The 24,234-nt window shown below is 55.5% G+C and carries 21 protein-coding genes and 1 tRNA gene; 14 read left to right on the top strand and 8 right to left on the bottom strand.

Annotated elements, in window-relative coordinates; translation table 11 throughout:
* Positions 1-417 precede the first annotated feature (417 nt).
* Positions 418-1,794 carry a class II 3-deoxy-7-phosphoheptulonate synthase gene (locus ATO67_RS01655; protein ID WP_067643387.1) on the top strand — a complete coding sequence of 459 codons (1,377 nt, stop codon included), beginning with the start codon at positions 418-420 and terminating at the stop codon, positions 1,792-1,794.
* 61 nt (positions 1,795-1,855) lie between these two features.
* On the opposite strand, the gene ATO67_RS01650 is transcribed toward ATO67_RS01655, so the two are convergent.
* The 6 genes from ATO67_RS01650 to ATO67_RS22210 form a co-directional block, all read right to left on the bottom strand.
* A complete protein-coding gene (locus tag ATO67_RS01650) occupies positions 1,856-2,701 on the bottom strand; it encodes a universal stress protein (RefSeq protein WP_067643385.1) in 846 nt (281 codons plus the stop codon).
* Positions 2,702-2,860: 159 nt separating this feature from the next.
* Positions 2,861-3,628: a competence/damage-inducible protein A gene (locus tag ATO67_RS01645; protein WP_067643382.1), complete on the bottom strand. Its 768-nt coding sequence runs from the start codon at positions 3,626-3,628 to the stop codon at positions 2,861-2,863.
* Between the two features lie 563 nt (positions 3,629-4,191).
* Positions 4,192-4,437 carry a DUF982 domain-containing protein gene (locus ATO67_RS01640; protein ID WP_067643380.1) on the bottom strand — a complete coding sequence of 82 codons (246 nt, stop codon included), beginning with the start codon at positions 4,435-4,437 and terminating at the stop codon, positions 4,192-4,194.
* Positions 4,438-4,510: 73 nt separating this feature from the next.
* The gene (locus tag ATO67_RS01635) at positions 4,511-4,798 is read right to left on the bottom strand and encodes a hypothetical protein (RefSeq protein ID WP_067643377.1); all 288 of its coding nucleotides are present in this window, start codon (positions 4,796-4,798) and stop codon (positions 4,511-4,513) included.
* 180 nt (positions 4,799-4,978) lie between these two features.
* Positions 4,979-5,052 (bottom strand) — tRNA-Cys (locus ATO67_RS01630).
* 142 nt (positions 5,053-5,194) lie between these two features.
* Positions 5,195-5,347, bottom strand: coding sequence for a DUF3309 family protein (locus ATO67_RS22210; RefSeq protein ID WP_082760112.1), 153 nt, complete (start codon positions 5,345-5,347; stop codon positions 5,195-5,197).
* Positions 5,348-5,594: 247 nt separating this feature from the next.
* On the opposite strand from ATO67_RS22210, the gene ATO67_RS01625 reads away from it, so the two are divergent.
* From ATO67_RS01625 to exoR, 6 genes are all read left to right on the top strand, one after another.
* Positions 5,595-6,266, top strand: a complete 672-nt coding sequence (locus tag ATO67_RS01625; RefSeq protein WP_067643374.1) for a protein-L-isoaspartate O-methyltransferase family protein — start codon at positions 5,595-5,597, stop codon at positions 6,264-6,266.
* 215 nt (positions 6,267-6,481) lie between these two features.
* Positions 6,482-7,402 carry a PopZ family protein gene (locus tag ATO67_RS01620; RefSeq protein WP_067643371.1) on the top strand — a complete coding sequence of 307 codons (921 nt, stop codon included), beginning with the start codon at positions 6,482-6,484 and terminating at the stop codon, positions 7,400-7,402.
* Between the two features lie 152 nt (positions 7,403-7,554).
* Complete coding sequence (locus tag ATO67_RS01615) at positions 7,555-10,398, top strand: valine--tRNA ligase (RefSeq protein ID WP_067643368.1); 2,844 nt, start codon at positions 7,555-7,557, stop codon at positions 10,396-10,398.
* Between the two features lie 437 nt (positions 10,399-10,835).
* A complete protein-coding gene (locus ATO67_RS01610) occupies positions 10,836-12,080 on the top strand; it encodes an OmpP1/FadL family transporter (RefSeq protein WP_067643365.1) in 1,245 nt (414 codons plus the stop codon).
* Positions 12,081-12,259: 179 nt separating this feature from the next.
* Positions 12,260-12,559 carry a hypothetical protein gene (locus tag ATO67_RS23425; RefSeq protein ID WP_245303723.1) on the top strand — a complete coding sequence of 100 codons (300 nt, stop codon included), beginning with the start codon at positions 12,260-12,262 and terminating at the stop codon, positions 12,557-12,559.
* A 42-nt stretch (positions 12,560-12,601) separates the two neighbouring features.
* Complete coding sequence (gene exoR / locus ATO67_RS01600; protein ID WP_067643362.1) at positions 12,602-13,396, top strand: exopolysaccharide production regulator ExoR; 795 nt, start codon at positions 12,602-12,604, stop codon at positions 13,394-13,396.
* A 70-nt stretch (positions 13,397-13,466) separates the two neighbouring features.
* Here exoR and xth read toward each other — a convergent pair whose 3' ends face one another.
* Together xth and erpA are read right to left on the bottom strand one after the other, a co-directional pair.
* Positions 13,467-14,264, bottom strand: coding sequence for an exodeoxyribonuclease III (gene xth, locus ATO67_RS01595; protein ID WP_067643359.1), 798 nt, complete (start codon positions 14,262-14,264; stop codon positions 13,467-13,469).
* Positions 14,265-14,359: 95 nt separating this feature from the next.
* Complete coding sequence (erpA, locus tag ATO67_RS01590) at positions 14,360-14,689, bottom strand: iron-sulfur cluster insertion protein ErpA (protein WP_067643356.1); 330 nt, start codon at positions 14,687-14,689, stop codon at positions 14,360-14,362.
* Between the two features lie 177 nt (positions 14,690-14,866).
* Between erpA and ATO67_RS01585 the strand changes: the two genes are divergently transcribed.
* From ATO67_RS01585 to ATO67_RS01555, 7 genes are all read left to right on the top strand, one after another.
* Entirely contained in the window at positions 14,867-16,084 is a 1,218-nt protein-coding gene (locus tag ATO67_RS01585) for a deoxyguanosinetriphosphate triphosphohydrolase (protein WP_067643353.1), read from the top strand.
* A 73-nt stretch (positions 16,085-16,157) separates the two neighbouring features.
* A complete protein-coding gene (gene argS, locus ATO67_RS01580; RefSeq protein ID WP_067644206.1) occupies positions 16,158-17,915 on the top strand; it encodes an arginine--tRNA ligase in 1,758 nt (585 codons plus the stop codon).
* Positions 17,916-17,981: 66 nt separating this feature from the next.
* Positions 17,982-20,912, top strand: coding sequence for an SPOR domain-containing protein (locus ATO67_RS01575; RefSeq protein WP_067643350.1), 2,931 nt, complete (start codon positions 17,982-17,984; stop codon positions 20,910-20,912).
* A 261-nt stretch (positions 20,913-21,173) separates the two neighbouring features.
* Complete coding sequence (gene nagZ, locus ATO67_RS01570; RefSeq protein ID WP_067643348.1) at positions 21,174-22,190, top strand: beta-N-acetylhexosaminidase; 1,017 nt, start codon at positions 21,174-21,176, stop codon at positions 22,188-22,190.
* A gap of 49 nt (positions 22,191-22,239) precedes the next feature.
* Positions 22,240-23,085: a segregation and condensation protein A gene (locus ATO67_RS01565; protein WP_067643345.1), complete on the top strand. Its 846-nt coding sequence runs from the start codon at positions 22,240-22,242 to the stop codon at positions 23,083-23,085.
* Positions 23,075-23,806 carry an SMC-Scp complex subunit ScpB gene (scpB, locus tag ATO67_RS01560; protein ID WP_067643343.1) on the top strand — a complete coding sequence of 244 codons (732 nt, stop codon included), beginning with the start codon at positions 23,075-23,077 and terminating at the stop codon, positions 23,804-23,806. Before ATO67_RS01565 ends, scpB begins: the two co-directional genes overlap by 11 nt.
* Positions 23,807-23,965: 159 nt before the next feature.
* Positions 23,966-24,187 (top strand): twin-arginine translocase TatA/TatE family subunit, encoded by a 222-nt coding sequence (locus ATO67_RS01555; RefSeq protein WP_067643340.1) that lies wholly within the window; start codon positions 23,966-23,968, stop codon positions 24,185-24,187.
* Positions 24,188-24,234: the final 47 nt, after the last annotated feature.

Genomic DNA, 24,234 nt, shown 5'->3' with positions numbered 1-24,234 from the left:
CGCTAACCCAGTATTCGCCGCACCTGCGCAAGAATGAAATGCCCCTTTCAGTTGCGTATCTATGAAGTCCTTATGTCTGGCCATACCTCCTTGATACCGAAAAAGAGAGGTTACCAGATGTTACCGGAAACGATGTTCGTCATGGAACGTATGCGGCAGATGCGGTCGTTGAGCGACGGGAAGACACTTGCTGATCCGTTGGACCATTGGCCATCGACGCGGTTGGATCGTGCTGCCCTGTGGTTTTCGCGATGCCTGAATGGCTGGCCTGGATTTTCAGCTCGAAAAAGCACTATCGAGGGGGACGTTGCTGGTGAACTTCGCCTTTGCAAGCGGGTATGAAAGTGTTTATAAGCGCGCGATTAACAGGGAACATTGCTGCCTCTGGTCTAAAGCGGCTGCACAAGCGAGAACACAATGGCACAGAATTGGACACCAAGCAGCTGGAGACACAAGCCGATCCAGCAGGTTCCGGAATACCCGAATGCGACTGCAGTTGCTGCAACGGAAGCAACGCTTGCGACCTATCCGCCCCTGGTGTTTGCCGGTGAAGCACGCCGCTTGAAAAAGCAGCTTGCCAGCGTTGCCGAAGGCGAAGCATTCCTGCTGCAAGGTGGTGATTGCGCGGAAAGCTTTCTCGAGCATGGCGCAGATAACATCCGCGACTTCTTTCGTGCCTTCCTGCAAATGGCCGTCGTTCTGACCTATGGCGCGCAGCTTCCCGTCGTGAAGGTCGGTCGCATCGCCGGTCAGTTCGCCAAGCCGCGTTCGTCCAACATCGAAACGCTGGATGGCGTCAACTTGCCATCCTACCGTGGTGATATCATCAACGGTATCGAGTTCAACGAAGCTTCGCGCATTCCAAACCCTGAACGTCAGCTGGACGCTTATCGCCAGTCGGCGGCGACACTGAACCTTCTGCGTGCCTTCGCTATGGGTGGTTATGCCAACCTTGAGAACGTGCACCAGTGGATGCTCGGCTTCGTCAAGGACAGCCCGCAGGCGGACCGTTACCGTAAGCTTGCTAACCGTATTTCCGAAACCATGGACTTCATGAAGGCCATCGGTATCACGTCGGAAAACCAGCCGAGCCTGCGCGAGACAGATTTCTTCACCAGCCATGAGGCGTTATTGCTTGGTTATGAGGAAGCGCTGACCCGCATCGATTCGACCTCCGGTGATTGGTACGCGACATCAGGCCACATGCTGTGGATCGGCGACCGTACCCGCCAGCTGGACCACGCGCATGTCGAGTATTTCCGCGGCATCAAGAACCCGATTGGTTTGAAGTGTGGCCCTACTTTGCAGCCCGATAACCTGATCGAGCTCATCGATGCTCTGAACCCTTCTAATGAAGCCGGTCGTTTGACGCTTATCTGCCGCTTCGGCCATGACAAGGTTGCCGATGGTTTGCCAAAGCTTATCCGCGCTGTGGAAAAGGAAGGCCGCAAGGTCGTATGGTCCTGCGACCCGATGCATGGCAACACGATTACGCTGAACCACTACAAGACACGTCCGTTCGAGCGTATCCTGTCGGAAGTCGAAAGCTTCTTCCAGATACATCGCGCCGAAGGCACACATCCGGGCGGCATCCACATCGAGATGACCGGTAAGGATGTAACCGAATGCACGGGCGGTGCGCGCACTGTGACTGCGGATTCCTTGTCCGATCGTTATCACACGCATTGCGACCCGCGTCTTAACGCGGATCAGGCTCTGGAACTGGCGTTCCTACTGTCCGAACGCATGAAGAGCGGTCGCGACGAAAAGCGTCTTGCCGTCGTCAACGGCTGATATGTTTTGAATGACATACAAAAGCCGCCAGAGTGATCCGGCGGCTTTTTTGCGTCTGGTTCTATCGTGACAGCAATGTCAGCGCGGTCATTTTATCCAGCAGCGTGCGGGTCACACCTCCAAACAGCATCTCCCACCAACGCGAGTGGCCGTAGGCGCCCATGACGAGCAGGTCGATGCTGTTGTCCGAAAGGCGGTTTTCGATTGCTTTTTCGGCTGACACGCCATGACTTTTTTCCTGCGATGTCACTGTGACATTGATGCCGTGTCGAGCAAGCGTCGAAGCGATCTCTGACCCTGCCAGTGACCCGGACTGAGTGTCATCATCATCCGCACCAACCGAGAATATCTCCACGCTGTCAGCCGCAAGCAGAAAGGGCAGGGCGTCGAACGTAGCTCGAGTTGCCTCGCGTGAACCGTTCCACGCCACCAAAACCCGTTTGATTGGTTTCGGCTGCTCCAGGACGTGTGGCACAAGTAAAATCGGTCGGCCAATTTCATAGAGGAAGTTATCGAGGTCGGCACGGCTGTCGGAGAGCGCCGATGAACTGGTCTGCCTTGCAATGACAATATCTGCACAACGGGCGCTTTGTATTGCAGTGTTGGACGAGTATCCCACCGACGAAACGAAACTACGCCACTCGCTCGAAATATTCTCACCGGTTATTTTCTGCTTGAATATCAGGCCAACATCCATCGTTTCCTCATGTGCAACTTCCTGAACCGCTTGAACGGTTGCAGGGTCGGGCATTTCCATAGGCGCGACCAGGGGAACAGTCGCGAATGATTCCATGTGCAGGCCGATGACATGTGATGAGAATGTGTTGGCCAGGGACGCTGTGAACTCTCCCAGTTTGCGCGCGTTTTCCGCCGTATCCATCACTGCCAGTATGGTCTTGTAACCCATGATCAGACTCCTCATCGTGATAGCCTCACTCACCGGAATCGACAAGCAACGCCTCTTTTCAAGCTCTCAGAATGTTCCGATCCCAACTTTAAGGCTTTGATTGCGATCAAATGGTGTCGCGTGTTCCGACCATATTAAATGCTTGATCTGCTCAAGAGTTCACGCCGAGCGCGCCGCTTTCTCACGTGTGATCGTCGCGATCATGGAAGCGACGTCCTGGGCCGCAGCATCGAGTGCGCTGGCATCGCGAGCGCGCACGACGATCTCTGTCGAGAAACGTTGGCCGTCATATTTCGGATAGGATCCGATACTGGTTTCTGGATGCGCTTTTTGAACGAGGCTCAGCGGTGTTCCGATGTCACCTTCACCAAAGGGCGAACTGACCGCTTGCGACAGGATTCTGGACCCGGTGCGCAGCGATGGCATGACGTTATCGAGCATGGCTTGGAACACCTGTGGCACACCAGCCATCACGTAGACGTTCTCGACGATAAAGCCCGGCGCAACCGAAACCGGATTGGTGATGTGCTTCGCGCCACGCGGCATGCGCGCCATTCTCTTTCGCGCATCCGTGAATTCCATTTCGCGGACACGATACATATCGCCGAGAAGGCGCATTGCTTCTGCGTCATGTTCACAGGGTAAGCCAAACGCCACTGACACCGCATCTGCGGTAATATCGTCATGGGTCGGGCCGATGCCGCCGGACGTGAAGACGTAGTCGTAGCGCTCGCGCAAAGCATTCAGCGCTTCTACGATTGCTGGTTCTTCATCCGGCACGATCCTGACTTCATTCAGATCGATTCCCGACATTGTCAGTACATCCGCGAGATGGCCGATGTTCTTGTCCTTGGTGCGCCCGGACAAAAGCTCGTCTCCAATAGCGAGCATGGCAGCAGAAATGATGGTTGAGGAGGATGGAGGCATTGGGGTCACTCACAATGAATATGCAAACAGGTTAGCGCTCTGTGCGCCAAATTCAATAAGGCTTGGATTGAAAAAGATGTTTGAAAACTGATGTTGCCGAAGCAGATCGACGAACGAAATGCGGCGCAAAGGCCGCATTTTTATTTCGTTACTTATTCAGTAACGTCCGTTGACATACGAATTTTCGCCGGTTTCAGATTATGGGATTGACCATCATCAGGCAAGTAACAACGACGAAACCAAGCAAGGACACTTCCAGAAGACTGTTGAGACCATCACGCATCGCTTTACCCTCCATCATTAGTGGAAGAAGAACGTGCAAAACTTAACGAAGTTCCGTGACAAGCGCGTGAATTATTAAGATCAGACAGATGCTTTAAATAAGCAGGTCCTGCTCACATCACAACGAGCGCAAAAATCCAGTGTCCAACGATGCTCAGCGCCAGGCATCCCAGAATAAGAACAAAGACAAACTTTTTCATTGGTATTCGTGCCTCGGCTTTCAGCGCCTTATATTAAAGGCACAAAGCCTGTATTTTAAGAGTGGAAACGCATCTGCGTCATTATGACTTTATATCGAGGCCAGCTTCAATCGCAGCATCAACGAATGCTTTCCGCGCGTCTTCCGGCTTTTTCTTGCCAGCATCGACAGCCGCGAAAACGAGGAGGGCCTTGTCCAGCATCTCGCCATCTTCCTCCGGCCAATCTTCGATCAGCGCCCATGAAGCGGCCTGTGTCGAATCGATGCTCACATAAACGCCGGGTTCTTCCAAAGCGATAAGAACTGGTTTTGCCCAAAGCGTCTGCATGATGTTTCCCGCACGATTCAAGAGTTTAAACAGCGTTTAGAGGCTTATCGAGCGCTATTCAATTGGCAATTTATCAGTCGTCTCTGCCAAAGAATGACCAGTTGCGAATGATCCGGCGGTCAACGATTTTTAGAGAACGGTCAGGCTGGATTTGATAAGTTTCAACTACGCGATCATCGAAGCGGCGGAAATTATGCGTGAAGGTGCTGCCAATGGGCGATTTTGTGAGCTTGGTCCGAGGTTGACCGTTGTAGGTTATGCTGCCAGGGATAGGATCATAGCTTGAGGCTGAGATTGGCGTTGTGCACCCTGCTAAGACGAGCGCCAGTCCCGCGCTCAATACTGAGGTCATCACTCGCATAGTTTTCTCCCTAAAATCTGCCCGGTTACACTTGATTATGCAGCAGCATTGGCACGGTAAACTTAAAACGGAGAAGGATGTTCCAGAAGGTTCGGAGTTGGATGCAAGCATCCGCGAGTGGACAAGATAATCCACTTTAAAAAATTGTCGCAAATCCGTGAAAAAATTGGTGATTTGTTTTGGAGGCCTCGCCCGGAATTGAACCGGGGTGCAAGGATTTGCAGTCCTCTGCGTCACCACTCCGCCACGAGGCCTCACGAGCCTGATCTCTCAAGCTATGGCGGGGATTTAGAACGAATCCATTTTCCACGCAATAGGGTAGGTTTGAAAAAGCTGAAGAAGTTTGAACGAAAAGCCGCACGCCCTCACAGAGACCATGCGGCTTTTCAGATAGTGTCAAATGCGACCGAGAAGAACCAAAACCAGTACGATGACGAGCACTAGGCCGAGACCTCCCGAAAGGCCATATCCATAATTGTGATAGCCCCAGTTTGGCAGGGCGCCGATCAAGAACAGGATAAGAAGGACGACGAGAATTGTGCCAAGCATGCTGGCCTCCAGATGTTGTTGAGCGTTTCCAGTTTCTTATCAATGATTAGGCGGATAAAAAGTTCCCGTTTAGGGTGGTTTGCGTGGGCCCGGGCGGTCAAGTCGACAACGAAAGACACAACTTGGCTTTTTCATGCTTCGGACGTGTGCTTGTGCTTGAAAGCAACGGCGCAGGCAATTAAGACGGTAACCCACGGCGGTCTGAATTTCAGGCTGTGTTCGAGCTTATATTTGAGGCGAAAACGACATGATGGACTTCGAAACCGCACGCGGCAAAATGGTCGACAGCCAGTTGCGCACGACCGATGTGACCTCGCATTCTGTGCTGAAGGCGTTTCTTGCTGTGCCGCGCGAGGAATTCGTTCCCGCTGGAGTAAAGCAAATTGCCTATGCGGATGAGGATTTGCAGATCTGTCCGGCAAGGGACGGGCTTGCTCCGCGCTACATCATGAAGGCTTCGCCGCTGGCAAAGCTGTTGCAACTGGCCGCTATCACCAAGGATGATGTCGTTCTGGAAGTTGGTGGTGGAAGAGGCTACGTGTCTGCGATTCTTTCCCAGCTCGCCAGTTCGGTCGTATCGCTTGAATCCGATGAGGAACTGAGCGCTAGTGCGACAGAAACACTTTCGACGCTTGGTTATGACAATGTCGTAACCGTCAGCGGTGCGCTTGCCCACGGATATGCCGCAGAAGCACCCTATGACGTCATTTTCGTCAACGGCTCTGTCGAGGACGTGCCGGCAGCGCTTCTCGACCAGCTCCACGATGGCGGACGTCTGATCGCCGTTGTAGGTTACGGTAATTCCGCAAAGGCGACGGTCTATCGCCGCGACGGCAAGGGCACTTCTTCGACACCGTTTTTCAATGCGTCGGTCAAGCCTGTTCCTGGTTTTGCAAAGGCAAGCGAGTTCGTTTTCTGATTATCGGAAACCTCTCAGCCAACCAACCAATGCCGGGCCTTTTCAGGTCCGGCATTTTTGTTTCGTTTTTGAGAGCTAAGAAATAAAGCTGTGTAACAAGCAGCTTACTGCAAGCCCATGGATTCATTTACGTCCGACGTTGTCCTACAGTACGGGTGATTCGGAGTGTCGATATTTGCTCCGTTCCGTCTTGAACGTGGAAATCGGGGATAAAAATGGCTCAGCCCAACGTCGCGCGCGAACCATCCATGGAAGAAATTCTGGCGTCTATTCGCAGGATTATCGAAAGCAATGAGCCTGCTTCCGGCGATGCATTTTCGGCAACGTTGCCTCCTGTCTACGACGAAGAGGAAGAGGCTGCTTCATCATTTTCGGCAGAACTCGCCAGCCCGCCAGCCCATGTGCCTCCCGCCGCAAACCAGGGCTATGGCGCACGCCAGCCGCACGATCTTTCCATTGCTGCAAGAGACGAGACGGCTGGTGCGGACGGCTCTGAAAAGACGATGTCGCTTGCAGATGTTGCTGCCCGCGTTCGCGCCGCCGCAGATCGCAATGCAGCCCTCGGTCCGCAAGGTCTGGCTGCCCAACGGCTTGTGGAAACCCCGAGCGCTCCGCAGCCAGCAGTCCAACAGGAACGGCCACCACAGGCGCAGCGTCCCAACGATTTGCGCCCGCTGTTGAATGTCGCGCCACCAGCGCCTGTTCGCCAGCCGCAAGTGACGACACCCCCGGTTGCCGCTCTCCAAACACGCCCGTTACCGGGTTGGGAAGGTCTGGAGCTTCGCGGTGCCGTGGAGCCTGAACAGCCAACTCCGGCGCAGATGCAGCCAGAAGTCTTGGAGGCGCAGCCAGAACGCGTCGTGGAGCAGCCCAGAGAGCAAGCACCGCAGGTCACTCAACCAGAAAGTAACCTTTCGCTGAACCTGATTTCCGCAGCCGCTGGTGCGCAGATTGCCCAGTCGTTCGGAGAGCTCGCTGAAATGTTTGATGGCGTAGAACGCCCCACGGTCGAGCAGATGGCTCAGGACATGTTGCGCCCGATGTTGCAGGACTGGCTGGAAGACAATCTTCCGACATTGGTGGAGCGCCTGGTACGAGAAGAGATCGAACGTGTCGCGCGCGGCCCACGTCGTTAAAAAGACGAGATATTGGAATATTAGCCGCTCCTCTAGCAGGGGCGGCTTTTTTGTTTGATAAGCATGGTCGGGAAAATATCCGCTTTTTGTTGACTCTCGACCGCCCATCCTTATTAAAAATCTACACAGAACTCTAGAATTCAGGCCAGTAAATGCTCGAAAAGACCTACGATTCCGCATCCGTAGAACCCAAAATCGCCAAGGCTTGGGATGAGGCCAATGCGTTTCGCGCTGGCGCGAACGCGAAGCCGGACGCGGAAACGTTCACCATTGTCATCCCGCCGCCGAATGTCACCGGCTCGCTGCATATGGGGCATGCGCTCAATAATACGCTTCAGGACATCATGGTCCGGTTTGAGCGCATGCGCGGTAAGGACGTATTGTGGCAGCCGGGCATGGACCATGCCGGCATCGCAACGCAAATGGTTGTCGAGCGCAAGCTGATGGAAAACCAGCTTCCGGGCCGCCGTGAGATGGGTCGTGAAGCTTTCATCGAAAAAGTCTGGCAGTGGAAAGAAGAATCCGGCGGGCTGATCTTCAACCAGTTGAAGCGTCTGGGCGCATCCTGCGATTGGTCTCGTGAACGTTTTACCATGGATGAGGGCTTGTCCGAGGCCGTTCTGGAAGTCTTCGTCTCGCTCTACAAGGAAGGCCTGATCTACAAGGATATGCGCCTTGTGAACTGGGACCCCAAGCTGCTGACCGCGATTTCCGATATGGAAGTCGAGCAACTGGAAGTCAAGGGCAATCTCTGGCACTTCCGCTATCCGCTGGAGAAGGGCGTTACCTACGAATATCCAATCGCTTTCGATGAGGATGGCAAGCCGACTGAATTCGAAACCCGCGATTATATCGTCGTTGCCACGACACGCCCGGAAACCATGCTGGGAGACACCGGCATTGCCGTAAACCCGGAAGACGGGCGCTACAAATCCATCGTCGGCAAGCATGTGATTCTGCCGATCGTCGGTCGCAAAATCCCGATCGTTGCAGATGATTATGCTGATCCGACCGCCGGAACGGGTGCTGTGAAGATTACTCCTGCCCACGATTTCAACGACTTCGAAGTCGGCAAGCGTGCGGGCCTTCGTGCCATCAACATTCTGAATATCGATGCGACTGTTACCATCAAAGAAAACGAGGACTTCCTGGAGGGCCTTGATCATCCCGCAGCCCTGCACGGCGCTTGGGACAGGCTGGAAGGCCAGGACCGTTTCACCGCGCGCAAGATCATTGTCGAAATCTTCGAGGAGTCAGGTCTTCTCGACAAGATCGAGCCGCACAAGCACATGGTGCCGCATGGCGACCGTGGCGGCGTGCCAATTGAGCCGCGCATGACCGAGCAATGGTGGGTGGACAACAAAACGCTTGCCAAGCCAGCCATTGCCTCCGTCCGCGAAGGGCGCACCAACTTCGTCCCTAAAAATTGGGAGAATACATACTTCCAGTGGATGGAGAACATTCAGCCGTGGTGCATTTCACGTCAACTCTGGTGGGGTCATCAGATTCCGGCATGGTATGGCCCCGACGGCCAGGTTTTCGTTGAGAAGAGCGAAGAGGAAGCTCTTCAGGCCGCTATCCAGCACTACATCGCCCATGAAGGTCCGTGGAAGGCCTGGGTCGAGGAAAAGCTGGAGAACTTCAAGCCGGGTGAAATTCTGACGCGTGACGAAGACGTGCTGGACACTTGGTTCTCGTCGGCACTGTGGCCGTTCTCCACGCTGGGCTGGCCGGAAAAGACCCCGGAACTGGCGCGCTATTATCCGACCAACGTTCTGGTCACCGGTTTCGATATCATCCCGTTCTGGGTCGTGCGCATGATGCAGATGGGTCTGCATTTCATGAAGGACGACGCCGGTAATCCAGTCGAGCCATTCCACACGATTTACATCCACGCGCTGGTTCGCGACAAGAACGGCCAGAAGATGTCGAAGTCCAAGGGCAACGTCATCGATCCGCTTGATCTGATCGACGAATATGGTGCGGATGCGCTGCGCTTTACGCTGGCCATCATGGCGGCGCAGGGGCGTGACGTGAAGCTCGATCCGGCCCGCATCGCCGGTTATCGCAACTTTGGCACCAAACTGTGGAATGCGACGCGCTTTGCCGAAATGAATGGCGTGAAGCGAGACCCGCATTTCCTGCCGGAAGCCACGACGCAGACGATCAACCGCTGGATTTTGACCGAACTTGCAGACGCTGCAAAAGAGGTGACGACGGCAATCGAGAACTATCGTTTCAACGACGCGGCGAGTGCGCTTTACCGTTTCGTATGGAACCAGTTCTGCGATTGGTATCTGGAACTACTGAAGCCTGTTTTCAGCGGTGATGATGAAGTTGCCAAGACCGAAGCGCAGGCTTGCGCTGCGTTCGTTCTTGAAGAAATCTACAAGCTGCTGCACCCGTTCATGCCATTCATGACGGAAGAACTGTGGGAACACACGGTGGGCGAGGGCGAAGTGCGCCAGGGTCTGTTGTGCCACACTGATTGGCCGGTCCCGACATTCCGGGATGATGCGGCGGCGGCGGAAATCAACTGGCTGGTTGATCTGGTGTCCGGCATCCGATCGACTCGCGCGGAAATGAACGTCCCACCGGGCGCGATGGCGCCGCTGGTGATCGTCGGTGCCAACCCCACGACGGAATCGCGTCTCGACCGCCACTCGGCGGCGATCCGCCGTCTGGCGCGGGCGGATGAAATTCGGGCTGCCGATGTGGCGCCGAAGGGCTCTGCGCAGATCGTGCTGGGTGAAGCAACGGTCTGTGTGCCTCTTGGCAACCTGATCGATGTCGGTGCTGAAAAGGCGCGTCTCGACAAGGCCATCGGCAAGGCGGGTGCTGAAATGGAACGCATCGACAAGAAGCTCTCCAACGAGAAGTTCGTCGCCAATGCCGACCCTGCCGTGGTCGCAGCCGACCGTGAGCGGAAAGCCGAGCTGGAAGTGGAAATCAAGAGCCTGCAAATCGCGCTTCAACGCGTCAACGAAGCTGGCTGATTAAGCGGCAATATGGAGATTACGAAAGGCGCTCTTCATACCGAAGAGCGCCTTTTGTGCATCCATACCGACACACAAATTCCGCCGCTGTCTTTCCGCTGAAGATTCGGAACTTCTGCGCTCTTCACGCCGCTGATCCATATCCATGCCGAAACCAACCACGGCGGCGAAATCGTGGCATTTCCGAGTGAAAATTGTGGATGTGGTGCGATGGACACACTTTACGCGGTTGCTGGCATATCATGCTATCCATAAGGGTATTAATCACACTTCATTAGAATAATGACCCAACTTGTCCTGCTGAGGACGGGTTCATCAGCATTTTACGTAAATTTTTTTTGCACTGCAAAACAAGTCACCCGCCGTGCGGTAGATTGTGTTTTTTTTCAAAGCGCTGCACGGTCGTCATACGGATATTGCCTTGATTGGGGAGAGAGATGGCAACACAAAATCATTTTATAAGTGGCGCTTTGGGCCTTGCTATCGGTATGACGTCGATCACGCCCGCTTTTGCGGGTGGTTTGGATCGGGGTGGGTACAATATTGATCAACTTTTTGATGCATCGCCGTTTACATTTCAGTCCGGTGTCACCTACGTCACACCAAAACGAAAGTTGAAAAACGTCCAGGATGGTCCAGCAGGAGGTGCGTTTGTCGGTGGCTCTACCGCTGACGACACCGAGAACTACGCCATACCATACGTCGGTATTAAGGGTGGTTATGAGGACGTAGATTGCCTAGTCGATTATTCACAGCCCTTCGGTGCTCATCTTAATCCGGGTTCTACGTGGGCTGGCGCTCAAAATAACATTGAAACGAAGGTTCGAACCGACAACTACGGTTTGACCTGCTCGTATAAATTTGATGCAGGACCAGGCCAATTCAGAGTGATTGGCGGCGCGTTTTATCAGGAAATCGAAGGTTCTAAAACTCGTCTGGTGGTACCACTCCCGGCGCCCCTGAACTCTGTATATAGCGGAGTGGGACGACTCAACATGAGCGACGAGTCCTGGGGCTGGCGCGCAGGGGTGGCTTATGAGATTCCGGAGTATGCTTTCAGAGCCAGCCTTCTCTACAATAGCAGAGTGAAGTACGACCTGACGGGTAGTCTTGATCTAACCCAGATACCCTCAATTGCTGTTCCGGGTAATCCGTACGTGCAACGACGCTTTAGTGTATTCGGAGCGGCTGAAGCTCCAGATTCTCTCGAATTGAAGGTCCAAAGCGGGATAGCACCCGACTGGCTGGCCTTTGGTTCTGTCAAGTGGACGAATTGGAGTGTGATTCAGTCCATCAGCTTCTGTGAAACGCAAGGCGCTTTCCCATGCCCGGCCACAGGTGTCACATCACTTGACCTCCTGTATCGGGATGGTTGGACGGTGAGTGGCGGTGTAGGACACAAGTTCAACGACAAGCTCTCCGGAGCCGTCAGCCTCACATGGGACCGTGGCACGAGCACTGGCGTTGGAGCCTCGACGGATACCTGGACACTTGGCGCGGGCGTGCAATATGCTGTAACCGACAACATCGAGTGGCGTCTCGGCGGCGCTCTTGGTTTGCTCACAAGCGGAAGTTCGGGCCAGGTTACTCGTGGTGGCGTCGTTTACGGTAACGATGTGTCTTATGACTTTGGTAACGATATTGTCGCTGCAGTGACAACGTCAGTGAAAGTAAAGTTTTAACCCTCATTCACTCCAATTCTAACCCGGCCTCACAAGGCCGGGTTTTTTATTGCCCGCATGAAAGATTGTGACGATTTGGCAACAAATTTCTGCAACCTTCACGTAGCGTAAGAATGCGGGCTTATTTGTCCATTTCCCGCCACAAACAAGTTGCTTGTCTGTCTTCAAGAACGCGGGACGTGGAAGAATATGCAGGTTTCGAGGGTGCTGCTGCGGAAGTGGTTAATGTGAAAACGGATGTGGATTCAGTGTCTAAGCAAGTAAATGCGGGAGTTGATGTTCCTGTCTTGCTTGGCACAATCCTGACGGCGGTCAAACGCCGTTATGTTGCCGGAAACGGCGCTTATATCTGTTTTCATGCAAAGACTGATTTATCGCCGCAGATGATCACAGCAACACTCTTAAAAAGTGCGGCTGGAAAGACGCAGTGTGGTCTAAAAACGCGGCCGGGTTTGAATTGGCTTTGCAGTATTGCGTGAGTATTCGCTATACGCCGGGAAGAGTGAGAGAAGTCGGTTTAAATGCTGAAATGTGACACCAATGTTTTGAGGCCACTGTGGGCCGGACTATTGCTTGCAGCACTGGCAATGCCAGCTGCCGCATTTGATATCAATTCTGGCGTTACCAAAGAATCCGGCCCTTTCGACCTTTTCAAGTTTGGCTTCAAATCCTACAAAAGCGGTAAAAAGGACGATGCCGTCGAGGCCTATCGTTACGCCGCCGAAAAGGGCCACACAGGTTCACGTTGGGCACTTGCCAACATGTACGCCTACGGCGACGGTGTTGCCAAAAACGATTTCGAAGCCTTCAAGATCTACAGCGAAATTGCCAGCCAAGGCGTCGAGCCGGGCTCGGAAGACACGGGCTTTTTCGTCAATGCTTTGTTGTCGCTAGCTGACTACTACCGCCACGGCATTCCCGGCAGCCCGGTCAAGACTGATCTTTCTCAGGCCCGCCAACTCTATTTCCAGGTCGCTTCTACCTTTGGTGTCGCCGAGGCACAGTTCGAGCTTGCCCAGATGATCCTGGCGGGTGAGGGTGGTCGCGCAGATGCGCAGCAGGCCAAGAAGTGGCTGAACCAGGCCCGCAAGCACGGCCATGCAGGCGCGATGTCGATTTTTGGTAACCTGTTGTTTCAGGAAGGTCAGACCGTACGCGGGCTCGCTTTCATGACGGCTGCTCTGGACAAGTGTTCCGCAGTGAACTGCAAGTGGATTCAGAACATGCAGGAACAGGCATTTTCGGTGGCTGCTGAGGACGACAGACGCGTTGCGATATCACTGGCGCAGAACATCTCGGCCGGTGACGCGGACTGATCTGTTCTCGGAGGCAGGCTTGGGTGTGACCCGCTACACGAGGATGGCGGTGGGGCGGAGCCCCCTATAATCAAGACGTTTGTTGAAAATCAAAATACCCGCAGACAGGAACGTGGTCTGACGGTTTTTCCCAGGCGCGGACGTGCTTTTCGATCGAGACAGATTGCAACCTGTCTGAGGCTTCCGACGAAAGCATCAGGTGATCGATGCGGATGCCGTTGTTTTTCGGCCAGGCACCGGCCTGATAATCCCAGAACGTATACAGTCCTGCCTCATCCGTCGTCGCGCGGTTTGCGTCTGTCAGGCCAAGGTTTTCCAGTCTGCGGAAGGCTGCGCGTGTCTTAGGCAAGAACAGCGCGTCGCCTTCCCAGGCTCTTGGATCGTAGCAATCGAAGGGTTCGGGAATGACGTTGTAATCCCCAGCGAGTATAAGCGGCTCTTCCAGCAGAAGACGATCCTGCGCGAAGCGATGCAGGCGCTCCATCCATGCCAGCTTGTAGGGATATTTGACCGGGTCATCCGGTGGGTTGCCGTTGGGCAGATAAAGCGAGCAGACGCGGATGACGCCGCCGGCAACGGAGAACACGCCTTCGATAAAGCGAGCCTGTTCGTCAGCGTCGTCTCCCGGCAAGCCGCGATTGACTTCGTCCGGTCTGATCTTGGACAGAAGTGCGACGCCGTTGAAGCCCTTTTGACCGTGGGTTTCGACATTGTAGCCGAGCGCCTCAATCTCCTGACGGGGAAAGTTCTCATCGACGGATTTGATTTCCTGAAGGCAAGCGATATCAGGGTTCGAATCCTTCAGCCACTGGCAGAGGTTTTCGATGCGCGCCTTGACGCCGTTGATGTTCCAGGTGGCAATCTTCATCGGACATTCCATTGTTTGATGGAGTCCGTTTTAAACCAAGTGCTGGCGAATGCCACCCGTTTTCATTGTTTCAACAGGCGTAATAAGGGCTGGGATCAGATCGAGAAGCTGGTGCCGCAGCCACAGCTTGCGACGGCGTTGGGGTTCTTGATCTGGAACGACTGGCCGAGCAGGTTATCGACGAAGTCGATTTCCGATCCTTCCATATAGACGACGGACATGCTGTCGATCAGAACCTTGGCGTTGTCGCGGGAAATGACGATGTCGTCGGCGGTCGCGTCGCTGTCGAGATCGAACTTGTAGGAAAAGCCGGAGCAGCCGCCGCCTTCTACGGACACGCGCAGCGCCTGTTTGCCGTCTTCGGCGGCGACGATCTGGGCGATTCGTTTTGCGGCGGATTCGGAAAGCGTGATGTCTGTGGTCATTTGTTTTCTCCTGCCGGGTTCAAGAACCGGAGAGCAAAGTTTTGTGTGAAGTCCATTATAAACCAGTCAAATAAACGGTCTATAGCGTTGTCGTGTCGCGATGACGCTTTGCGGCAACCTTCAGGATAGGTATGAAGGGTAGATGAAAAGGTCAATGGCCGCACAGCAGGATAAGTCATGATAATCGATCAACGTGCACTGGGTTTCGGAAGCGGAGAGAGGGCGATCTATGCCACCGATCCCTGGACGACGCGTGGCCGATTGTTTCCAGAAGCTTCCAGCCTCACCCGTTCCGATTTTCAGCGTGACCGCGACCGCATCGTCCACACCACCGCATTTCGCCGCCTGAAGCACAAGACGCAGGTGTTCATCAGCCCTGACGGTGACCATTATCGCACCCGGCTGACGCATACGGTGGAGGTCGCGCAGATCGCCCGGGCCTTGGCGCGAGCGTTGAAGCTGGACGAGGATCTGGCAGAAGGCGTGGCGCTGGTTCACGATTTCGGCCACACACCCTTTGGCCATACCGGCGAGGATGCGCTGGATGCGATGTTGAAGCCCTATGGCGGCTTCGACCACAACGCACAATCCTTGCGGATCGTGACCAAGCTGGAGCGTCGCTACGCCGAATATGACGGCATCAACCTGACATGGGAGACGCTGGAGGGGCTGGTGAAGCACAACGGTCCGTTGATCGGCGAGAATGCGAACGGCGGTCATGGTCCCGTGGCACTTCCGATCCTCGAATATTGCCAGTTGCAGGACCTGGAAATCGGCACCTTTGCCAGCCTTGAAGCGCAGGTCGCGGCAATTGCAGATGACATTGCGTACAACACCCACGATATCGATGACGGTTTGCGGGCCAAGTATCTGACCTTCGACATGCTGGAGGAAGTGCCATTTCTAAGCGGATTGATGGCCGAGGTGAGGGCGAAATACCCCAAGCTCGATGACGACCGCTTCGCGCACGAGATTATGCGTCGCCAGATCACTCGCATGGTAGAAGATGTCATCGGCGTTGCGCAGCACAACTTGGCGAAGCTCAAGCCGACATGCGCCGCTGACATTCGCGCTGCCGATTATACTGTTGCCGCGTTCTCACCGGAGATGGCGGAAACGGACAAGCAGATCAAGAAACTGCTGTTTGCACATATCTACCGCCATGCCGATATCATGCGCATCCGGGCAGGGGCGACGCAGATCGTGACAGACCTTTTCCACCGCTACATGGAAAGCCCTGCCGAAATGCAAAGTCACTACTGGGTGGACAGCATTCCAGGCATGAGTGAAGCGGCAAAAGCCCGTCATGTCGGGGATTATCTGGCTGGCATGACGGATAGTTATGCACTGAAAGCCCACCAGCGGCTGTTTGACCACACACCGGATTTACGATAGGCAGCGGCGATTGCGGAACCGATTTCCGGATTGCCGGGACTTAGATAACAGCCTTTCGCGCAGGTATATGATGATGAACCTTTTTGCCGATTTCGATGCCAGAATCAAAAACGCGCTTGAGACGATCGATCTCGTCAAAGCCCATCGCGATACTGTCGATTTCGGCCGCATCACCGTCGAATCCCCGCGCGATCCCAGCCACGGCGACGTTGCGACAAACGCGGCTATGGTGTTGGCAAAGCCGCTCGGCACCAATCCGCGCGCTTTGGCAGAGCTGATCGTTTCAGCGCTTGAGCAAGACGAGGATGTGGACAGCGTCAATGTTGCTGGCCCCGGCTTCATCAACATCCGTGTCTCGATTGCGTACTGGCAGCGTCTTCTGGCAAACATGATCAGCCAGGGAGACGACTACGGCCGCTCAACGGTCGGTACGGGTAAGAGCATCAACGTCGAATACGTCTCCGCGAACCCGACCGGGCCGATGCATGTCGGCCATTGCCGCGGGGCAGTGGTGGGCGATACGCTTGCCAACGTGCTGGCGTTTTCCGGCTACGAGGTCACCAAGGAATATTACATCAACGATGCGGGCTCACAGATCGATGTGCTGGCGCGGTCCGTGTTCCTGCGTTACCGCGAAGCGCTTGGTGAAGAAGTGGGCGCTATTCCGCCGGGTCTCTACCCGGGCGATTATCTGGTGCCTCTCGGCCAGACGCTGGCCGATGAATTCGGAGAAAAGCTGCGGGCGATGCCTGAGGAGCAATGGCTGCCTATCGTCAAGGACAAAGCCATCGACGCGATGATGGTGATGATCCGTGAGGACTTGGCCGCGTTGAACGTCAAGCACGACGTATTCTATTCGGAACGCACGCTGCATGCTGGCAATGGCGGACCGATCCAGTCTGCCATCAACGACCTGACCTTCAAGGGCCACGTCTACAAGGGCACCCTGCCGCCGCCGAAGGGCGAGTTGCCGGACGATTGGGAAGATCGCGAGCAGACGCTGTTCCGCTCCACCGAGGTGGGTGACGACATGGACCGCGCGCTTATCAAGTCCGACGGTTCCTATACCTACTTCGCGGCAGACGTTGCCTACTTCAAAGACAAGTATGATCGCGGCTTCGGCGAGATGATCTATGTTCTGGGTGCCGACCACGGCGGCTATGTCAAACGTCTTGAGGCGGTTGCGCGCGCTGTCTCCGAAGGAAAGTCCAAATTGACGGTTCTGCTTTGCCAGCTCGTCAAACTTTTCCGTGATGGTGAGCCGGTCAAGATGTCGAAACGCTCTGGCGATTTCGTGACATTGCGGGACGTCGTGGATGAAGTCGGGCGTGACCCGGTGCGATTCATGATGCTCTATCGGAAGAATTCCGAACCGCTGGACTTCGATTTTGCCAAAGTAACGGAGCAATCCAAGGACAATCCGGTATTTTATGTGCAGTATGCGCATGCTCGCTGCAAGTCAGTATTCCGCCAGGCAAACGAGGCGTTTTCGGACCTTGATGTGTCGAAGGAAACGTTGGTTTCTGGTGCGGCTTTGATTAATGATGTCAATGAGTTGCAGCTGATTGCTAAACTTGCAGAATACCCGCGTCTGATCGAGTCGGCGGCGCTCAATCACGAGCCTCATCGCCTTGCATTTTACCTGTATGATCTGGCCAGTTCGTTCCACGGGCATTGGAATAAAGGTAAAGATCAGCCAGAATTACGTTTTGTTAACGATAAAAACCGAGAATTAAGCGTTGCCAGATTAGGGCTGGTGAATGCTGTCGCAAATGTACTGAAGTCTGGATTGACGCTTTTAGGAGCGGACGCGCCTGACGAAATGCGATAACATCTCACCATTATTTGCTCACAATACGCTGGCAAGTGCTGTGATGCGTAGATGGTGGAACACGTAATGGTCGAAAAAAATGTCGCGTATAACCGGGACGACCGGGCAGAAGAATTCGCTGACAACGATCCTTTGGCGCAACTGGCACGTCTGGTTGGTCAAGAGGATCGTCCTTCCCATGTTGCTCCCCCGGCTGCGCAGCACCCGGCGGAACGCAGGGAGCCCGAATTCAATCTTGAAGATGAATTGCTTCGCGAGTTTGCGATATACGACGCACCCCGCTATGAGCCGGTAGCGCTGGACGCGGCGAACGATGTTCGCTCATACGTTCCCGCCAATGAATTCATGCAACGTGTCGAATCGGTTTTTGCCCGCAAGGAGCCCGAGCTCGCGCCCATTGAGCAATATGCTCCTGTGGACGCTGAAGAGTATCTTGTTGCCGAACACGCTTCTGACTCTGCGGCACTGTCCAATCTTCGTGATGATTTCAGTGACGATCCAGAATCGGTCGCTGCCCTGTTCGATGTCGGACATCGTCAGGCGCACCATCAGCCTGTCCATGAAGAAGCTCCAGCCTATGTCGAGCCGATCAGCCACACGGACGTCGAGCAGTATGCGGAACTACACGAGCAGCCCGCGATCGTAGAGCCGGTTGCATCCTACCCGGTGCACGAAGAATCAGAGCCGCATTATGTTTCGCCAGAGGTCTCCCATGAGCCGAACTGGGAGCACATGGCGGAGACATCAGGCGAAGTGGCGATCGATCTTGCCAGCGAGCTGGAAATGTCTGTGGCCGAGGAAGTTGCCGCACCCGTTCAGGCGCCGCCGCCGATTGCACGTCGTTCCTCGCTTGATTATTCCAGCCTGCGTTTGCCGCTTGCCAATTTCGGTGCGCCGCGCGCTACACCCGTTGTTGCTCAGCCTGTAGAGCCACTGGTTGCCCAGGCTCCGGTCGATCAGTCGTTCACCCAGCCACTGGTGGCGCCTGCGAATCACATCGAGCCAGCACTGCCTGTCGGACAAAAGATGTCGGCCATGGACGAGCTGATTTACGACGTGGCAAAATATGAAATCAGCAATAGGGATGTCAGTGCTGCCGCGCCAGTTGCCAGAATGGAACCTGTTGTTGCCGTAAAACCTGCTATCGCACCCGCTGCTGCAATGCCTCCGGTTGCGTCTGTTGCTCCACGCGCTGAGCCATCCTTCCAGCAGCCCGTTGCCAAAGCGGAGCCCGATTTCGGCGATTTTGACACGTTCAAGGATGACGAGTTCGAACTTGCGCTCGACGATATCGATTTCGATCTCGACCTGTCGGAAATTGCCAACATCGATGTGGCAGTTGCGCCTGTTGAACAGCCAGCGCCGGTTGCTCAGGCGCCTATGCAGCCCAAGCCTGTCGTTACACCCACGATCGCTCCTGCAGCGGCAGCTGCTCCGCGCCCTCAGCCTGTCGTGGCGCCTCCAGTCGTCCGTCAGGAAGCACCGCGTCCGGTAACGCCGGTCGTTGTTGCGCCTCCCGCGACACTGGAGAGCCTGCCTTTCGACCCATCGCAGATTGGTGAAACCGAAGATCAACCTGAAACCATCACCGAGATGGAAGTGCCTGAACTTCCGGTTGGCGTGTTCGAGCCGAAGCCAGCGCCACGCCGTCATGAAGAAGATCTCGATCTCGACACCGAACTTGCATCGCTTTTCACACCTGCTGTGACGGGTGGGCTCGATCGCAACAAGAATGCCGCTGCGACACGTCAGCCTCAGCCCACGCAGGATGAGGTCGATGAATTCGAACGCGCGCTGGAGCAGGATTTTCGCCGCAGCATGCAAGAGGCTGCAGAAACCCGTGCATCTGGCGACAGAGTTGCGCCAACCGATCTCTCGCAGCCAGTCCGTTACAGCGATGAAGAACGCAGTGGCGCCCGTCGCTGGCTCGTTCCGTTCGCCGCCGTTCTCGGTGTTGTGCTCGTCGGTGGTGGGACATACGCGCTTATGTTCGGAGGTTCATCGAGCACGGGTTCGAACGGCGCACCGGTGATCATCGCTGCAGATAGCGAGCCGACGAAAGTTGTGCCGGACCATCCCGGTGGTCGTGTTGTGCCGAACCAGGACAAGGCGGTTTATGACCGTGTTGCTGGCGGCGCGCCTGCTGATCCAAAGCAACCTTCGCTTATTTCCAGCAGCGAGCAGCCGGTTGATGTGGTTCAGCGCACTCTGATCCCCGAGCAGTTACCGCTTGAAGGTGAAAACGACGAGATCGATGCCATTTCTTCGACACCGGTCGGTGAAACGGAAGACCCACGTCTGCTGTCGGCTCAAGAGAAAGCGCAGACGGCAGAGAACCAGTCCGGATCTCCGGTCAACGTTTCTCCGCGCAAGGTCCGCACCATGATCGTCAAGCCTGACGGTACACTGGTTGCGCAGGAAGTTCCTGCCCCTTCTGCATCCACAGCTGACAAGGTCGAAGAACTAGCCGCACCGCAGGCATCTCGCACAGAAGGTGCACCTGCCGTTATCGCAGCGTCGCGTGTTCCGGTCGCTCCTGAACAGCCTACCCAGACGCAGGCTCCTGCACCAGCCGCCGCTGCGCCAAAGCCAACTCAGACGGCAGCACCGCTTCCAGCGTCTCGTCCGGCTTCACAGCCAGCGAATGTTGTTGCGACGGTGACGAACCAGGGCAATGTTCGCCCGGCGCCGCCTTCGCAGCCCGCGCAGGAAACAGCTGCTGCTCCGACAGCTTCGACGAACGCTTCGTCCACCGGCGGCTACTACGTGCAGGTTGCTTCATTGCCAAGCCAGGCTGAAGCGCAGAAGTCCTATCAGAACCTGTCGACCAAATTCGGCTCCGTCATCGGTGGTCGCGGCGTGGATATCAAGGCAGCTGAGATTGCGGGAAAAGGCACATTCTACCGTGTTCGCATTCCAGCTGGCGACAAGAACGAAGCCGCAGCACTTTGTGAGCGCTTCCGCTCCGCTGGTGGTAGCTGCCTGGTCGCCCGCTGATCAAGACTTGATAAAATGAAAAGCCGGGATGGTATTGCTGTCCCGGCTTTATTGATGGCAGGATTTCAAGTAATCCGCTTCGTTCCCCACCTGCGACGTCATCCTCGGGCTTGACCCGAGGATTTACCCACATTGGACGTCGTGGTTCGTTGGATCCTCGGGTCAAGCCCGAGGATGACGGTGGAGAGGGAGAGGTCTTGCTCCGGGGCCGTTATCGATCCCGGCCCCCCCGCCCAACCTCATCCCAAGTAGGACTAACCCATGACCGAATCCAAAGCTATGATCCTTGGCTGCAGCGGCCTTACCCTGACGGAAGATGAAATCGCCCTGTACAAGGCAGAGCGTCCTTGGGGATTCATCCTGTTCGGGCGAAACATCGGTGACATCAAACAGATCACAGACCTCGTCGCTTCGATGCGTGATTCTGTCGGCAGGCCTGATGCGCCTGTTCTGATCGACCAGGAAGGCGGGCGTGTTCAGCGCATCCGCTCACCTTTGTTGCAATCCTACCCGAATGCGCAGGCGCTGGGTGAAATCTACCTGCGTGACAAGGACCAAGGCTTGCGGGCGGCATGGTTGATGTCGCGCCTTCATGCGTTCGACCTGATGAGACTCGGCATCAATGTAGACTGCCTGCCGGTTCTGGACGTGCCCGTGGAGGGTGCCAGCAACGTTATCGGCAACCGCGCTTACGGTTTCGACCCCGCATTGGTGTCAGCGATGGGGCAGGCGGCGGCGGACGGGTTGAAGGCAGGCGGCATGTTGCCTGTCATGAAGCACATTCCCGGCCACGGCAGGGGCCTTGTCGATTCGCACCATGAGTTGCCGGTGGTTGATGTGCCGCTGGCTGAGCTTGAGGCGCATGACTTTGTGCCGTTCCGTGCCTTGAGCAGGGAACTGATGGCGATGAGTGCACATCTGGTTTTCACGGCCATCGATCCCGAACGGCCCGCCACCACATCGCCCAAGGTGATAAACGAAATTATCCGTGGCATGATCGGTTTCGACGGGCTGCTGATCTCAGACGATAGCTCCATGAACGCGCTTCAGGGTACGCTTGGCGAGCGGGCTGCCAATATTGTTGCTGGTGGCTGCGATATAGTCTTGCATTGCAATGGTGTGATGAGTGAAATGCTTCAGGTCGTGAAAGAGGTTCCCGTTCTTTCTGGTCGTGCTCTTGAACGTGCTGCCGCTGTCGAAGCCGGTTTTCCGGTGGCCGATGGCGCAGATGAGGCCGCGCTGAGAGAAGAGTTCAACGCCATGCTGACGGTTGCCTGATAGCTTCCCGGCCCGGCGTCCTGATAATGGGTTGCCCGGTGGATGAAGAATGGCGATAGACAAATCGCGTGGCAGCGCGCCGATGGAAAAGCTCTGGGAAGACATCAAACCAGAGCGCGCCACTGGCGAAGCGGCATTGATGATCGATGTAGCGGGCTTCGAAGGTCCGCTTGATCTCCTGTTGCATCTTGCGCGTACGCAAAAGGTCGATCTATCCCGCATTTCCGTTCTGGCACTGGCGGAGCAGTATTTGATCTTCGTCGAGCAGGCACGGCGTGTGCGCATCGAGCTTGCTGCCGACTATCTGGTTATGGCGGCGTGGCTCGCTTTCCTCAAATCCAAGCTGCTCATTCCGCAGCAAAGCAAGGATGATGGTCCAAGCGGCGAGGAGATGGCGGCAACGCTGGCGTTCCGTCTGAAGCGCCTTGAGGCTATGCGCGATGCGGCAGAACGACTGGTGAACCGCCACCATCTGGGTCGCGATATCTTCGCACGGGGTGCGCCTGAACATATTCCACACAAAAGCCGGTCTTCATTCGAGGCGAGCCTTTACGACCTGCTCAGCGCCTACGCCTCTCTTCGCCAACGTCAGGCGATCACGCAGGTAACGATTGAAAAACGTCAGGTTTGGTCGCTGGTGGATGCGCGCGAATTGCTAACGTCGATGCTCGGCGATATCGGCGAATGGACGGCTCTGGATCGCTATCTGTTGCAATATGTCGCTGATCCCGCCATGCGCGCCACGGCGATGGCAAGCGCCTTTGCAGCGTCACTGGAACTGGTTAGAGACGGGTCTCTGGAAATCCGTCAGGACGGAGCGTTCCAGCCGCTTTTCATGCGCAAGGGCATGGGCAGAGACGTCAATACTGGCGAAAGGATACAGGATGTCGAGTGAGTTGGATATTGATGACGAACTCGTTTCGACAGATGGGGTAGGGGCCGAACCCACGGTCACAGAGCGGCAGGTGAATGAGGCCCAGCGCGTTGCCGAGGCGCTGGTGTTTGCGTCTGCCCAACCCGTATCCGAAGCTTTCTTAGCGGAGCGTCTGCCCAAGGGTGTCGATGTGTCCGCTCTCATGGCAAACCTCAAGCTTCTGTACCAGGATCGGGGCGTAAATCTCATACAGGTTGGCGGTAATTGGGCCTTTAGAACCGCCAGCGATCTTTCCTTCGTTATTCGTACTGATGAGAAAGAGCCTAAGAAACTGTCACGTGCGGCGCTGGAGGTGTTGGCCATCATTGCCTATCACCAGCCGGTGACGCGAGCGGAAATCGAGGAAATCCGCGGTGTTCAAACATCGCGCGGCACGCTGGATGTGCTGATGGAAGCCGGTTGGGTTCGTTTTCGGGGACGCCGCCGAACACCCGGCAGACCGGTAACGATGGGAACAACCGTCGATTTTCTCGACCATTTTGGATTGGAGGAATTGCGTGATTTACCCGGGCTGGATGAGTTGAAGGGGGCAGGATTGCTCTCTGGACGCATCCCATCCAATTTTGGGATTCCTCTGCCATCCATGAGCGACGAGTTGACCGAGGACGAGGATCCGATCACGCAACTCGACCTCGAAGAACTGGGGCTTCTGGCTCCAAGCGGAGACGAGCCCGAACGGTAACGGTGCGTCACGCCTGGGATGATCACGAAGAGTTGCCAGCATTCGGTGTCGTGGGTAGGCGTATAGTTTCTCTTCGTTTGTTGACTAGCCATTTGGTGTTTGAAAAAGCTTTGCAAACGTCCTACATCGGTTCAAGGCAAAATTCAGGGAGTTTGCGTTATGGGTTCTTTTAGTGTGTGGCATTGGCTGATCGTTCTGGTCATCGTGCTGGTTCTGTTCGGTCGAGGCAAAATCCCCGAACTCATGGGCGACGTTGCGAAGGGCATAAAGAGCTTCAAAAAGGGCATGGCTGACGAAGACCAGACGCCTCCTCCGGCAACCCCCGATACCACGACTGTGCATTCCAAGACGGTCGACCATAAGGCTGACGAGATCAAGTAATTGATCTTGCGGCGCGGCCTAATCGGGCCGCACTATCGCGCGTGTCA

Origin of the sequence: Agrobacterium bohemicum, from assembly GCF_001562555.1 — a bacterium.
Taxonomy (GTDB): domain Bacteria; phylum Pseudomonadota; class Alphaproteobacteria; order Rhizobiales; family Rhizobiaceae; genus Agrobacterium; species Agrobacterium bohemicum.
The sequence above is the reverse complement of the archived record's forward strand: the minus strand, read 5'-3'. Positions and strand labels throughout refer to the sequence as shown.